General features: G+C 65.8%; 14 protein-coding genes. 6 read left to right on the forward strand and 8 right to left on the reverse strand.

Annotated features, from left to right (window positions below):
• Nucleotides 1-80: 80 nt before the first annotated feature.
• From OXF11_03385 to OXF11_03395, 3 genes are read left to right on the forward strand one after another with little or no spacing between them, the layout of a single operon-like run.
• Entirely contained in the window at nucleotides 81-1,313 is a 1,233-nt protein-coding gene (locus OXF11_03385; protein ID MCY4486143.1) for an NEW3 domain-containing protein, read from the forward strand.
• Nucleotides 1,310-2,230: an ABC transporter ATP-binding protein gene (locus OXF11_03390; GenBank protein ID MCY4486144.1), complete on the forward strand. Its 921-nt coding sequence runs from the start codon at nucleotides 1,310-1,312 to the stop codon at nucleotides 2,228-2,230. The genes OXF11_03385 and OXF11_03390 overlap by 4 nt, the downstream gene beginning before the upstream one ends.
• Nucleotides 2,231-2,232: 2 nt before the next feature.
• Nucleotides 2,233-3,162, forward strand: coding sequence for an ABC transporter permease subunit (locus tag OXF11_03395; GenBank protein ID MCY4486145.1), 930 nt, complete (start codon nucleotides 2,233-2,235; stop codon nucleotides 3,160-3,162).
• A 125-nt stretch (nucleotides 3,163-3,287) separates the two neighbouring features.
• Here the strand turns inward: OXF11_03395 and OXF11_03400 are convergent, their stop codons facing one another.
• The 4 genes from OXF11_03400 to OXF11_03415 are packed head-to-tail and all read right to left on the reverse strand — an operon-like array spanning nucleotide 3,288 to nucleotide 6,173.
• Entirely contained in the window at nucleotides 3,288-3,782 is a 495-nt protein-coding gene (locus tag OXF11_03400; protein ID MCY4486146.1) for a (2Fe-2S)-binding protein, read from the reverse strand.
• 42 nt (nucleotides 3,783-3,824) lie between these two features.
• Nucleotides 3,825-4,694: a xanthine dehydrogenase family protein subunit M gene (locus OXF11_03405; GenBank protein MCY4486147.1), complete on the reverse strand. Its 870-nt coding sequence runs from the start codon at nucleotides 4,692-4,694 to the stop codon at nucleotides 3,825-3,827.
• 3 nt (nucleotides 4,695-4,697) lie between these two features.
• The gene (locus OXF11_03410) at nucleotides 4,698-5,150 is read right to left on the reverse strand and encodes an SRPBCC domain-containing protein (GenBank protein ID MCY4486148.1); all 453 of its coding nucleotides are present in this window, start codon (nucleotides 5,148-5,150) and stop codon (nucleotides 4,698-4,700) included.
• Nucleotides 5,151-5,183: 33 nt separating this feature from the next.
• A complete protein-coding gene (locus OXF11_03415) occupies nucleotides 5,184-6,173 on the reverse strand; it encodes an RNA polymerase factor sigma-32 (protein ID MCY4486149.1) in 990 nt (329 codons plus the stop codon).
• Between the two features lie 91 nt (nucleotides 6,174-6,264).
• Here OXF11_03415 and OXF11_03420 point away from each other — a divergent pair, with 91 nt between their 5' ends.
• Complete coding sequence (locus OXF11_03420; GenBank protein ID MCY4486150.1) at nucleotides 6,265-6,744, forward strand: hypothetical protein; 480 nt, start codon at nucleotides 6,265-6,267, stop codon at nucleotides 6,742-6,744.
• Nucleotides 6,745-6,787: 43 nt separating this feature from the next.
• On the opposite strand, the gene OXF11_03425 is transcribed toward OXF11_03420, so the two are convergent.
• The 3 genes from OXF11_03425 to OXF11_03435 form a co-directional block, all read right to left on the reverse strand.
• The gene (locus OXF11_03425) at nucleotides 6,788-6,994 is read right to left on the reverse strand and encodes a hypothetical protein (protein ID MCY4486151.1); all 207 of its coding nucleotides are present in this window, start codon (nucleotides 6,992-6,994) and stop codon (nucleotides 6,788-6,790) included.
• 95 nt (nucleotides 6,995-7,089) lie between these two features.
• Nucleotides 7,090-7,533, reverse strand: coding sequence for a RidA family protein (locus OXF11_03430; GenBank protein ID MCY4486152.1), 444 nt, complete (start codon nucleotides 7,531-7,533; stop codon nucleotides 7,090-7,092).
• A gap of 98 nt (nucleotides 7,534-7,631) precedes the next feature.
• Nucleotides 7,632-8,630 (reverse strand): LLM class flavin-dependent oxidoreductase, encoded by a 999-nt coding sequence (locus OXF11_03435; GenBank protein MCY4486153.1) that lies wholly within the window; start codon nucleotides 8,628-8,630, stop codon nucleotides 7,632-7,634.
• Nucleotides 8,631-8,808: 178 nt separating this feature from the next.
• Between OXF11_03435 and OXF11_03440 the strand changes: the two genes are divergently transcribed.
• Nucleotides 8,809-9,726, forward strand: coding sequence for an amidohydrolase family protein (locus OXF11_03440; GenBank protein ID MCY4486154.1), 918 nt, complete (start codon nucleotides 8,809-8,811; stop codon nucleotides 9,724-9,726).
• Between the two features lie 119 nt (nucleotides 9,727-9,845).
• Here the strand turns inward: OXF11_03440 and OXF11_03445 are convergent, their stop codons facing one another.
• Nucleotides 9,846-10,322, reverse strand: a complete 477-nt coding sequence (locus OXF11_03445; protein MCY4486155.1) for a phosphatidylglycerophosphatase A — start codon at nucleotides 10,320-10,322, stop codon at nucleotides 9,846-9,848.
• Between OXF11_03445 and OXF11_03450 the strand changes: the two genes are divergently transcribed.
• A complete protein-coding gene (locus tag OXF11_03450; GenBank protein MCY4486156.1) occupies nucleotides 10,321-12,741 on the forward strand; it encodes a penicillin acylase family protein in 2,421 nt (806 codons plus the stop codon). The genes OXF11_03445 and OXF11_03450 overlap by 2 nt on opposite strands.
• Nucleotides 12,742-12,845 lie beyond the last annotated feature (104 nt).

Raw genomic sequence — 12,845 nt, forward strand, 5'->3', positions numbered from 1 at the left:
GGCCCTCGCGGGATTGACTCACCAACCGGGCGTGCTTAACTTATCGGAACTTTTCGAAACCACACTACGGGGGGTTTTCTATGAGGACTAGCAAGGCTTTTCTTGTCTGGCTGTTGCTGGCCGGTCTGGCGGTCGGTTGGCCGCTGTCGGGCACGGCACACGAGACTTCGGAGACCGGGGCGTCCCAGACGGACAACATACCGGACGAGGAGAAGGAGCCGTTCGAGCTGATCATGGCTTACACGGGCATCACCGTGGGGCCGGGTCAGGACTTCGAGATGGACGCGGAGATCGTCAACCCGAGGAAGGCGACGGTACAGGTTACGCTGGAGGCCACATCGGTGCCGGAAGGCTGGACCGCGGCCTTCCACTCCAGGTACCCGAGTTTTCCGGTGGGCGGCATCATGGTCCAGGGGGACAAAGCAACCACCCTCGAACTCAAGATCAAGCTCCCGGACGACGTGGAGCCCGGCGACTACGAGGTGGGGGTGACGGCCACGGACGGCAAGGGCGAAAAGACGGAGACCGCCACGATCGCCTTTAACGTCTCGGCGAAGAAGGTCGACACCGGCGGGCTCAAGATGGAGAGCCAGTACCCGGTGTTGAGCGGCAATTCGGGTCAGGTGTTCAAGTTCAGCATCGACCTCAAGAACGAGACCGACAACCCGGTGACGACCGCGCTGGGGGCACAGGCGCCTCCGGGCTGGGTCGTGCGCATCAAGCCCCAGTTCGAGGACACCCAGATCTCGTCCATCGCGCTCAAGAAGGATTCCACCGAGACCCTGAGCGTCGAGATCCAGCCGCCGCTCCAGGGTGAGCCCGGGGAGTACCCGGTGGTGGTCGTGGCGCGCTCGGCCGGCCTGTCCGCGCAGGCGGACCTGAAGGTCGCGCTGGCCGGAACACAGGAACTGAACGTGGGCACGGCCACGGGGCGGCTCAATGCCTCGACCACGGCCGGAGAGATGTCCCAGGTGGACTTCCTCATCGCCAACGCGGGCACCGCGCCCCTCACCAATCTGGCCTTCATCTCAAGCAAACCCGACGGGTGGGATGTCAACTTCCGGCCCGACGAGGTCGACAACCTCAATCCCGGAGAGGTGCGCGAGGTGAAGATGGAGGTCACCGCGCCGGACCGTGCCGTGGCGGGCGACTACATGCTGGCCGTGACCACCAACAGCCCGGATGTCAGCCAGTCCCTCGACTTCAGGGTCACGGTGTCGACGCCGACCATCTGGGGCTGGATCGGGGCGTTCATCGTCGGCGTGGTGGTGCTCGGACTGGCGGCGGTCTTCATTCGGTTGGGAAGGCGATGAGCGACTACATCATCGAAACCAAGGGATTGACCAAGCGCTACCGGGACAAGGTCGCGGTCCGCGATCTGGAACTGCAGATCCCCCGGGGCGAAGTGTTCGGCTTCCTCGGCCCCAACGGCGCCGGCAAGACCACGACCATCCTGATGCTGCTCGGGCTCACCGAGCCCACGTACGGGACGGCGTCGGTGTGCGGATTCGATCCCAAGACCCAGCCGTTGGATGTAAAGCGGCGCGTGGGTTATCTGCCCGAGAACCCCGGGTTCTACGAGGACCTCACGGCGAGCGAGAACCTGGCGTACATCGCCCGGCTCAACCGCGCCGCCGAGGACCGCATCCCCGGGATGCTGGAGCAGGTGGGCCTCGCCGATGACGGCAACCGGCCGGTGCGGGAATTCTCCCGCGGCATGAAGCAGCGGCTGGGCATCGCCGAGGTGCTCATCAAGGAGCCCGAGGTCATCATCCTGGACGAACCCACCCTGGGCATCGATCCGGACGGGGTGACGCGGCTCCTCGCCCTGATCAGCGCGCTCCGGGAGGAGCGCGGCCTCACCGTGCTGCTGTGCTCCCACCTGCTGCACCAGGTGCAGCAGGTGTGCCAGCGCATCGGCATCATCGTCAGCAGCCGCATGGTGGTGCAGGGCAGTCCGGACGAGCTGGGCAAGGCCATCTTGAACGAGCACCAGTGGAACTTCCTCGTGGAGGTCGGCGGCGACCACGCCATGGAAGAGATGCTGAGCGCCCTGCCCGGCGTGAACCAGTGCGAACAACGGGCCTCCGGATGGTTCATCCGGTGTACCCGCGACGTGCGGCCGGAACTTATGGCGTTGATCCGGGACCAGGGGCTCGACCTGATGCAGCTCCGCTCCGAGGACCCGACGCTCGAAGAGATCTACCTCAAGTACTTCAGGGAGGCGTAGCGATGCTGGTCGTGTATTGGAAAGAGCTCCAGGATCATTTCAGCAGCCTGCGCTTCATGATCCTGCTTGCCCTGATCATTCTACCGGGAATCCTGTCCGTGTACTTCGCCGGACAGGGGCTCCAAGCGTCGCTGCAAAGCGACCCGACCGAACATGTGTTTCTCAGGCTCCTCACCACCGAGTCCATCTTCTTCTCACTCTCCACGTTCCTGGGGTTCTTCGGCCCGCTGGTGGGCATTACCCTCGGATTCGACAGCATCAGCGGCGAATACGGCCGGGGGACCCTCAGCCGGGTGCTCTCGCAGCCCATCTACCGGGACAGCCTCATCAACGGCAAGTTCCTGGCCGGGCTGACCACCCTGGCCATCCTCTGGGTGTCCATCTTCCTGGTGGTGATCGGTCTGGGCACCACCCTCATCGGGTACTTCCCCAATGCCGAAGAGCTGTGGCGCATGCTCTTCTTCGTCATCGTGGGCATCGCCTACACGGGCTTCTGGCTGGCGCTCGCCATGCTGCTCTCGATGCTGCTCCAAAGAACGGTCACCGCGGCGCTGGCATCCATCGCCCTCTGGCTCTTCCTCGGGATTTTCATCGGCGTGCTCGCCGGCTTCGCGGCCGGACTCATCATCCCGAATCCGGCAACGGCCGAGGACGTGACCAAGCGGGCGACGATCGAGACCGTTCTGGGGCGCATGTCGCCGAGCACGCTGTACAGCGAATCGGTGCGCCTGCTGCTCAATCCGGTGGCGCGCACGCTGGTGCCGGTCCTGCCGGAGCAACTCGGCCAACTCGAAGGCCTGATCGTCACGCCGTTGAGCCTGGGGCAGAGCATGCGCCTGATCCTGCCCATGTTCTTCACTCTGCTGGCACTGGTGGCGGTATGCTTCGGCATCGCCTACATCAAGTTCATGCGCACGGAGATCCGCGCCTGACCCGTATCCACGGGCAGGTCGACGGACGCTGATCCGCGCCGTCACGAAAAAGGGCAGGTGTCGCATGACACCTGCCCTTTCCATTTCCGTGCCCGTCCCTGAAGGGCGGAGACTCTATTGGAGGATCAGGACGCGTCGGCGTTCGGCTTCCCCACCCCCATGATGGACTCGACGATCTTCTTGTAACCCGTGCAGCGGCAAATGTTGCCGTTCATGTACTCGATGACGTCTTCTTCCGTGGGGTTCGGGTTCTGGTCCAGCAGCGTCTTGGCGGTGAGGATCATGCCCGGCGTACAGAAGCCGCACTGGAAGCCGCCGTACTCGATGAACGCTTCCTGGATCGGATGCAGCTTGCCGTCCTCCGCCATGCCCTCGATGGTGAGAACGTCCTTGTCCCGCGCCTCGAAGGCCGGCAGGGTGCACGAACTCACCGGGCGTCCGTCGAGCAGCAGCGTGCAAGCGCCGCACACCTGCACGTCGCAGGAGCGCTTCGCGCCGGTGAGTCCCAGGCGCTTGCGAATCACGTCCAGGAGCAGCTCGTGCGGCTCCACCTCGAGGTCGTAGCGCGTCCCGTTCACCGTGAAGGATAGCGGAAGGGTCTGCCGTCCTGAGTCTGCCATAACCGTTGGTCTCCGCTGGATTCTAGTGTGCCGCGTCCGAAGCTACCCAGCCAGTTCGGCGCGAATGTCGTTGAAGGCGCGGGTCAACAGCACCTTGACGATGTGTTCCTTGTACTCGGCCGATCCGTGAAGGTCGCTGATGGCGTCCCCGGCGCGCCCGGCGATGTCGCCGGCCTCGGCCACGGCGCTGGCCGCTTCATCGAGGCTCTTCCCCCGCAGCATCGCTTCGGCCTCTTCCACCCGCATCGACTTGGGGCCGACGCAACCCACGGCCACGCGTACGTCCCGCACCGACTCCCGCGCGTCGTCCGCCATCACGTGCAGCGCCACCCCCGCGCTCGGGCGCTCCAGGTAGCCGAACTTGCGATAACGCACGGCGGCGTTCGCGCCAGGCACCGGCACCACGATCTCGGCGAGGATCTCATCCTCCTCGATGGCCGCCTCGTACGCGTCCACGAAGAACTCGGCCATGGGGATCTCGCGTGCCCCGCCCGCCTTCTGCGCCACCACCGTGGCGTCCAGCGCCAGCAGCAGGGTGCCCGGGTCGGCATGAGGCTCCGCGAAGGTCAGGTTGCCGCCGAGGGTACCCACCTCGCGCACGCGCAGGTTGGCGACGTTGTGTTCCATCTCGACCAGGACGGGCAAGGCCTCCGCCAAGGTGTCGGAACGTTCGAGCTCCCGGTGGGTGCTCAGGGCGCCGATTCTGAGGCTGCCGTTGTCGCGCCGGACCTGATCGAGGCCGGGGATCTTCTTGACGTTGACCAGACACTCGAAGTGGACCAGCCCTTCTTTCATGGCCAGGAGCAGTTCGGTGCCACCCGCGTACACCTTGGCCGAGTCGCCGTAGCGGGCGAGCGTCTCGGACGCCTCCTTGACGCTTTCGGGCTCTTCCAGACGGAACGGACGCAGCATGGATCAGGCTCCTCCCTCAAGTTCCTTCTTGACGGCCTCGGCGAACTTGGCCATGTCGTTGTCGGCCTTGCGCTTGATGATGCTGTGCCCCAGGGTCGCGAGCTTGCCGAGAACGTCCACGGAGGCAACCACGGACACCTGGGTAGCCTCGCCCCGATCCTCCAGCGAAACGTCCAGGTCCACCTTCAGGTGGCTCCCGATCTTGTTGTCGCTGCCCGTGGCGCGGGCCTTGATCCGGTCCTTCGGCTCGTTCTCCAGCACCTCGATCTTGATGGGGAACGTGACCTTGAAGGGCCCCACCCGAGCGACCATCTTCGCGTTGTAGAGCTTGCCCGCCTCCACCGTCGAGGCCTCCTCGCAGCCGGGAACGCAGGCGATCAGCCGATCCACGTCCCACAGGAAGTCCCAGGTGGTGTCCCGGGACACGCCGATTTCAATGCTGTTCTCGAAATTCATACCGGGATTCTTAGCAGAATCGCGCGCGCGACATCAAGCGCGCTCGTTGAAGCCTTCGAGCACCTCGAACTCCTCGGAGAGGTAGCTCTTGAGCTTCTTCTTGACGCGGCTCTCGATCTGCCGGACACGCTCCCGGCTGATGCCGTAGCGCTCTCCGATCTCGCGCAGCGTGAGCGGCTCCTCCGCCAGAAGACGCTCGCGGAAGACCACCAGCTCCTTGTCCTTGAGGCCCTCGCCGAAGGCCGTGAGCCGCGCCTTCACCGCCTCGCGGTATTCTGCGTCGGCCAGGCGTTCCTCGGGGGTGGGGCTGTTGTCGGTGAGCGTGTTGAGAAGGGTGAGGGACTCGCCCTGCGCCATGGGGGCATCGGTGGAGACGTCGCGGCCCGAGAGCCGCTGGTCCATCTCGATCACCTCGGACTCCTTCACGTCCAGCCGCTGCGCGATGAGCTTGGCGCCGGGCACGAAGCCCTCGGCCTCAAGCTTCTCCTTTTCCTTCTGCAGGTTGAAGAACAGCCGCCGCTGGGCCTGGGTAGTACCCAACTTCACCATGCGCCAGTTGTTCATGAGGTAGCGGATGATGTAGGCGCGGATCCACCAGACCGCGTAGGACGGAAAACGCACGCCGCGGTAGGGATCGAAGTTCTTGAGGCTCTCCATGAGTCCGATGTTGCCCTCCTGGACCAGGTCCAGGAGGTTGCGGAAGGCGCGCTCGTATTCCCGCGCGATCATCACCACGAGCCGCAGGTTCGAGCGCACCAGCGTGTAGGCCGCCTCGATGTCGCCAAGCTCCTTGTACTGGACGGCGAGCTCGTGCTCTTCCTCGCGGGTCAGGATGGGATAGCGGCGGATCTCGGAAAGGTAGCGCTGCAGCGCGTCGAACGGAACCAGCGCGCCGGAGGACTCCTCCGCTTCGGCGTCCTCCACGGGCGCGTCGACATCGTCGAGCAACACGGGTTCGACGGGCGCGTCCTCGGACGGCTCCTCGCTATCGTCGACGACTTCGATGGGCGGATGTTCAGCCATGCGGATACCGTGAATCTACCGTTCTTACGGGCGTTTTTCAAGAACGCGCGGGCACCTTGACACAACCTCCGACGGCCCCTATCTTACCAGCATGGCACTGACGGAGACCATCACGGCTTGGTTTGATCGCAGCCGCGCGAAGCGCGAAGAGCGCAACACGCGCACCGTGCTCGCCGACGGTTACCGGGAGCTGGCCCGGCTCGCCAACCAGCTCAAGCTGCACGCGGAAAAGGCGCCCTACCCGTTCATGGAGGAACGCCTGAGGGAGATGGCGGCGGAAAAGGAAAAGAGCAGCGCGCGGCTCTTTGAAGAAGTGGAGAAGCTCGGCGGCCGGGTCGCCAAATTCGATTCAAGCATTCCGTCCGGCAAGAATCACTGGGACCGGATGTGCCAGGATGTGGAGGATCAGAAGCGTGTCGAGGCCGCGCTCTTGGACGACGTCTGGTACGTGGCCCTCGAAGCGCCGGAACAGAGCCAACTGCTACGCCAACTCGTCGAGGTCGAACGCCGCCACAAGGGAGCCCTGCAGGACCTCCTAGCGCGCGCCGACCCCCAGGCCGAACAGACCTGACGATGGGCCCCGATGAGCCGGGGCCGCCTGCCCGATACCCCCACTACTGCTCCAGGCGCGGCCGCTTGCGGCCGTCCGAGAACACCATGTCCAGGGCGATTCCCGCGACGATGGCGTCCCAGGCCTGCCTTGCCGACAACCCGGAGGCACGGAAGGTCTGCCACAGGCCGATGATCTCGGTCTCGGTGGGAGGGTCGAAGGAGTCCAGGGAATCCAGGACACCGTTGCCTGCTATCTCTATGTGGTGCATCTGCGTGCGACTCCCATGGCGGTAGAGATGGTGGAAAGGCTGCGAGGGGCGGGAGCGGAGTGCCGCTTCACGCCATCCCGCTATCCCTCCAGCCATCAATCGATAACGGCCAGCCCGGATACTTCGACCATACAATCGGGGTTGTAGAGTCCGGATACCTGAATCAGGGTAATCGCGGGGAAGTGCTTTCCGAAAGTCGCCCGGTAGGAAGCACCGATCTCCTTGCGGTTCTCGTGATACGCGTCCACGTCGGTGACGTACATGGTCAACGTGGCGTAGTTTCGGGGGCTCCCTCCAGCTCCTTCGATGGCCGTACGCAGGTTCTCCCACACCTGCCGGAACTGGGCCGCGAAGTCGCCCTTGCCGACGACTTCCCCGTCGGAGTTGAACGGCGCCTGTCCCGCCACGAGCACCAGCCGGCCGGAAGAGATGCTCGCCAAGTGAGAGTACCCCACCGGGTTCTCCAGCCCGCTCGGATTGATGAGTTCGAAGGCGATAACCGTTCTCCTTATTGCATGGTTCCGAAGCTCTTGCGACATGCCATTCGATAAGCATCGTCCTGCGTATAGTCAAGCACGCCGAGACCGTTAGTCAAGGCGGTCACAGGAATTTTACGAGAACATTTTACGCGGAAATTTCAGCGCCGGCCGAACGCGTCGATGAACGCGCGGATCTCTCCCACCACGTCGTCCGTGCACGGAACATAGGGAAGGATCACGCGCGTGGCGCCGGCCTCGCCGTAGGCCCGCACCTTGTCCAGTACCTCGTCCACGGACGCGCCCGCCACCAGGGGCAGCCCGTCGAACAACCGGTCCGTGACCTGCGCGGCGGCCGCGTGAAAACCCGAGGCGCGCCACGCATCGCGAATCGCCGTGACCTCCTCGCCGAAGCCCATGCGCGTCAGCAGGTCCCGGTAGTAGTCCGCCAGGGCATAGTACGTGAGGATGCGCCCCAGTGCCTGGCGCGCCGCCCCGGTGTCCCGGGCCACGCAGCAGCGCACCTTGCACATGATCTCCAGCGCGTCCGGGTCCTTGCCCGCGAGCCGGGCCCCCTCACGCACGTTCTCGACGATCCGGCGTATCTCCGGCGGATTCGCCATGTTGATCAACACGCCGTCGCTCAGCCGCCCCGCCAGGCGGCTCATCCGCGGCCCGAAAGCCGCCAGATAGACGGGAACGCCACGGCCGGACGGCTTGAACGCGAGCTTGAAGCCGCGCGCGCTGTAGAAACTCCCCTCGTAATCCAGCTTCTCGCCCCGCAACGCCCCCTGGACGATCTCCAGGTACTCGCGGATGCGCGCCAAGGGCCGGTCGAACGCCACACCGTGCCAGTTGGCGATGGTGGGGTTGGAGATGCCGAGCCCGAACAGAAAGCGTCCGTTGGACAGTTCGTCGAGGCCGGCGGCGTGCAGCGCCATGCTCACGGGCGTGCGCCCGAGCATGTGGTATACCGCGGTGCCCACCTTGAGCCGGCTCGTCACGGCCGCCACCGCCGCCAACATCACCGTCGGGTCCTTGTTGTTGGCCTCCCCTCCCCAGGCGCAGTCGAAGCCGCTGTCCTCCGCCGCGCGAGCCAGCGCGGGGATGGCGTCCATGGGCAATTGGGCGCCCGAGTTGAATTCGATGTCGAGCTTCATGGATGTCTCAGGATAGCGTCCACACGCACCCTCCGGGCTGGCCACCCACTTCGGACCGGTGGCCGGTATCGGCGCGCAAGGCCGCCCTTGTTAACACCGCCGCATCCAGCGGTCAAGCGGCAACGCCAATTCCGCCCCTCCCTTGAAACCGCGGGACGGATGCATTAGTTACCGTGCCATGATTATCGACGCCCATGCCCATCTCGTGCCGCAGAGCTGGTACCATCCCAAGTCGCCGCAGGCCATCTTCGACATCCCGCGCGTCATCGACGAGCAGGCCCAGGCCGGCGTGGACCTGACCATCTTCGGCAACAACTGGATCCGCACGCCCCAGGGGAAAGACCCGTACGACATCGTGACGGAGTTCAACGCGTTCGCCGCCGAGACCACCGCGCGCCACTCCGACCACTTCCTGGGGCTGGCGTGCGCCGTGCCCTTCGGCGACGACCGCTTCCTCAAGGAGACCGAGCGGGCGGTGCGCGAATACGGCCTGAAGGGCATCATGATCAACTCCAGCGTGGCCGGCGAATACCTGGACTCGCCCAACGCCGTGCCCTTCTTCGAGCTGGTGAGCGACCTCGACGTGCCGCTGTTCGTGCACCCGCCGCGGGTCACCATCGGCGCGGAGAAGATGGAGATCTTCCGGCTGCCGGAAATGGTCGGACGGCCCTTCGACACCACCTTGTCGCTGGCGCGCTTCATCCTCACCGGCGGCTTCGAGCGCTTCCCCAACCTGGTGATGATCTGCTCCCACCTGGGCGGCGCCCTGCCGATGCTGCCCGGCCGCCTGGACTTCGGCTACGAACTGCGCCAGGACGACAGCTTCGGCCCGTGGGAACCCGACGTGCTGCCGCGGGCACCGAGCACCTACATCGAGCAGCTCTACTACGACACGGTAAGCCTGCACGCCCCCGCGGTCATGTGCGCGGTGGAGACCGCCGGCGCCGACCACGTGCTCTTCGGCAGCGACTTCCCGCCGGTGCCCATCCCGCTGGAGCGCTCGGTGGACGCGGTGCGGGATGTGCGTCTGGCGGATTCGGACAAGCAGAAGATCCTCGGCGACAACGCGGCGCGGCTGCTGCGGCTGGGACAGTAGGCGGGGCGCGCCGGCGGCGGCTGCCGTGCCTTCCGCAACCGGGGGAAACAGGGGATCTCTCAGCCGCACGCGAGGAACAGGCTGAGCTCTTCCTCATGCGGTAGGCCTTGTCGAGGACCTCAGGCCCAGGCGAGAAACAGGCACAGGTGGGTCGCCGCGTTGGCGTAGACCGCAGCCGCGACGTCGTCCATCATGACGTACCAAGCTCCCGGGCGACGGTCGAAGAAAGCCACCGGCTGCGGCTTCCACACGTCGAACAAACGGAACAGCAGGAACGCAAGCAGAATGAACTCCCAGCGGCCCCCATGGGCGAGAGTCAGGAGCGCGATCCACTGTCCCGCCACTTCGTCGCACACGACATGCGACGGGTCTTTCGGCCCGCCGCCGCGCAAGACGGCGCCCGTGGCTACGCCGCCCACCACGAACGCGGCGACGGCCGCCAATGCGAGCACGGCGACCTGCTGGAGCGGGTCGACGAGCCAGTACGCCAGGGCGGCGACGGCGCTGGCCACCGTGCCCGGAGCCACCGGAAAGAACCCGATATAGCCGACGCTGGCAACGGCCGTGGCCCAACCGCTCGTGGGGCGCGATCTCATGAACCTCCTGTCATCCCTGCTCTCGCCGCTGCTCCGCCACTGGGCACGCCAATCGCGCGCGCAACGCCGGGGCACCGTCCACCTGCCGGGACTCCGTGACGACGTCCGGGTCCGCTGGGACCCCTTCGCCATCCCCTACATCACCGCCCGCACCGAGCGCGACCTCTTCTTCGCCCAGGGATACATCCACGCCCAGGACCGCCTGTGGCAGATGGACCTGAGCCGGCGCTTCTTCAGCGGACGGCTGGCCGAACTCTTCGGCGACAGGCCGCTGCCGCGCGGCGACTTCACGCGGCACCTGCGGTCCGGCAATATGGCGAGCGTCGACCACTTCATCCGCCTGTTGGGCATCAGGCATACGGCCGTGCTCTCCCTGCCCTTGCTGTCGGAGCGATCCGCCCGCGCCGTCGAGGCCTACTGCGCCGGCGTCAACGCCTACATGGACCTGCACCAGCGCCGCCTGCCGGTGGAGTTCCGGCTGCTGCGCCACCGGCCTGCCCCGTGGGAGCCGGCGGACTGCCTCATCCTCGCCAAGGGCTTCGCACTGATGCTCTCGTCCGCCCTCGTCACGCGGCTCACCTTTCTAGCACTCCACGGCCGCCTGGAGAACGACCCCGACAAGCTGCGGACGCTGATGCCGCGTTATCCTTCCTGGGGTGCCACCATCACCCGCGCCCTGAGCGACCACGGCGCGGCGCTGGTGCGCTTCGTCAACGGCAGCTTCGCGGAGAATCCCCTGACCCCCAGGGGCCAGGGAAGCAACGGCTGGGCCGTCGACGCCGGGCACTCGGACGAGCAGCACGCGCTCCTGTGCAACGACATTCACCTGCGAATGACAGTGCCCGGCATCTGGTATCTGAATCATCTCCGCACGGTGACCGACGCGGGAGGAACTCAGCCCTTGGAAGCGTCGGGCCTGTCGCTGCCGGGCTCCCCCTTCGTCTATGTCGGACACAACCGCGACGTGGCCTGGGGATTCGTCGCCGCCCTGTGCGATGACGGCGACCTCTACCGGGAGCAGATCCACCCCGAACAGCCGGAGCTGTACCGCACCCCCGAGGGCTGGACCGAGTTCGAGCACCGGCCCGAAACCATCGCGGTTCGAGGCGGCCGCCCGGTGGAGACCGAAATCCGGCACACCCGGCACGGGCCGGTGCTGTCGGACATCCTTCCGCCGCGGCCCCACGACCCGGATGTTCCAAACAGGGAGGTGTTGTCCTTCCAATGGATCGCGCATACGCCGGGAAACGAGCTGGGACTGCTGGACGGCATCAACCGGGCGCGGGACTGGAACGAGTTCCTGTCCGGTATGGCGCATCACGTCACACCCTCGCTCAACTGCATCTACGCCGACACCCGGGGCAACATCGGGTATGCCCTGGCAGGAAGAGTGCCCCTGCGCCCTCGCCAGGAGCCCTCGTGGCTACCCCTGGAGGGCTGGAACGCCGATCATGACTGGACCGGCACCATCCCATTTGACGAGATGCCGCGCCTTTTCAATCCTCCCGAGGGCATCGTGGCCAGCGCCAACAACCGCATGGCGGACCCGGACTACCCCTACTACCTGTCCGACCTGGTCGAGCCCCCGTACCGCATCGAGCGCATCCGGCACCTGCTCACCCGCGAGAAGCGCATGAACATGGAAGACATGGCCCGGATACAGCTCGACACCCGGTCAGTTCAGGCCGAGCGGCTGTTGCACGCCCTGCGCCTTGAGCTCATGGAGATCGCCAACGACGAACCGTCCTTGCGGCCCTGCGTAGAACTCCTGGAGGAATGGGACCGCGACTGCCACTCCAATTCCGCCGGCGCCGCCCTCTTCCACGTCCTCTACCACCGGCTCATGCGCAACCTCTGGGAAAGAGATCTCAGCGAGGAACTGTACCTGAGCTACACGGAGATTCTGAACCAGGCGGTGGCGCCCCTGGACGACATCCTCACGGACCCCGAATCCGTGTGGTTCCGGGACAACCCCCGGAAGGCCGTATTGGGGGCAAGCCTCCGTGAAGCCCAAGCCGAGCTGACGAAACAGCAGGGCCCCGACCCTCGCAACTGGTCCTGGGGCCGCCTCCACACCCTCACCCTCGCCCACGGCCTCGGAAACAGGAAACCGCTAGCCCCCTTCTTCTCGCTGGACCCCTTCCCCGCCGACGGCGACGGCGTCACCATCCGCAACTCCTACTACCGCCACTCCCACCCCTACGACCAGGTCGTCGGCGTATCGATGCGCATGCTGGTGACCCTGAGCGACCCCATCCGCTCCCGCTTCGTCGTCGTCCCGGGTCAGGCGGGTAATCCGACGTCGCCGCACTACCGAGACCAGGTCGAGTCGTGGCGCACGGGCAGCACGATCCCGTCGGCCGAGTCGGAAGATGAAATGAAGGCGTGGCCGGTCCTGGTGCTGAGCCGCGGGGCTTAGTTAGCCCCAATGTTGCAATAAAGGTCTGTGAAGAGAGATCCGAAGCACCCCCCCCCCCCCCCGGAGGGCGCCCCCCGCGAACACGGGACCACCGCGGGGGGGGG

The sequence above is a fragment of the Deltaproteobacteria bacterium genome, assembly GCA_026712905.1.
Taxonomy (GTDB): domain Bacteria; phylum Desulfobacterota; class Binatia; order UBA9968; family JAJDTQ01; genus JAJDTQ01.

Excerpts from the sequence above, each read along its gene's own strand:
- OXF11_03385 (MCY4486143.1), top strand. The coding sequence starts at position 81 with ATGAGGACTAGCAAGGCTTTTCTTGTCTGGCTGTTGCTGGCCGGTCTG.
- OXF11_03390 (MCY4486144.1), top strand. The coding sequence starts at position 1,310 with ATGAGCGACTACATCATCGAAACCAAGGGATTGACCAAGCGCTACCGG.
- OXF11_03395 (MCY4486145.1), top strand. The coding sequence starts at position 2,233 with ATGCTGGTCGTGTATTGGAAAGAGCTCCAGGATCATTTCAGCAGCCTG.
- OXF11_03400 (MCY4486146.1), bottom strand. The coding sequence starts at position 3,782 with ATGGCAGACTCAGGACGGCAGACCCTTCCGCTATCCTTCACGGTGAAC.
- OXF11_03405 (MCY4486147.1), bottom strand. The coding sequence starts at position 4,694 with ATGCTGCGTCCGTTCCGTCTGGAAGAGCCCGAAAGCGTCAAGGAGGCG.
- OXF11_03410 (MCY4486148.1), bottom strand. The coding sequence starts at position 5,150 with ATGAATTTCGAGAACAGCATTGAAATCGGCGTGTCCCGGGACACCACC.
- OXF11_03415 (MCY4486149.1), bottom strand. The coding sequence starts at position 6,173 with ATGGCTGAACATCCGCCCATCGAAGTCGTCGACGATAGCGAGGAGCCG.
- OXF11_03420 (MCY4486150.1), top strand. The coding sequence starts at position 6,265 with ATGGCACTGACGGAGACCATCACGGCTTGGTTTGATCGCAGCCGCGCG.
- OXF11_03425 (MCY4486151.1), bottom strand. The coding sequence starts at position 6,994 with ATGCACCACATAGAGATAGCAGGCAACGGTGTCCTGGATTCCCTGGAC.
- OXF11_03430 (MCY4486152.1), bottom strand. The coding sequence starts at position 7,533 with ATGTCGCAAGAGCTTCGGAACCATGCAATAAGGAGAACGGTTATCGCC.
- OXF11_03435 (MCY4486153.1), bottom strand. The coding sequence starts at position 8,630 with ATGAAGCTCGACATCGAATTCAACTCGGGCGCCCAATTGCCCATGGAC.
- OXF11_03440 (MCY4486154.1), top strand. The coding sequence starts at position 8,809 with ATGATTATCGACGCCCATGCCCATCTCGTGCCGCAGAGCTGGTACCAT.
- OXF11_03450 (MCY4486156.1), top strand. The coding sequence starts at position 10,321 with ATGAACCTCCTGTCATCCCTGCTCTCGCCGCTGCTCCGCCACTGGGCA.
- OXF11_03445 (MCY4486155.1), bottom strand. The coding sequence starts at position 10,322 with ATGAGATCGCGCCCCACGAGCGGTTGGGCCACGGCCGTTGCCAGCGTC.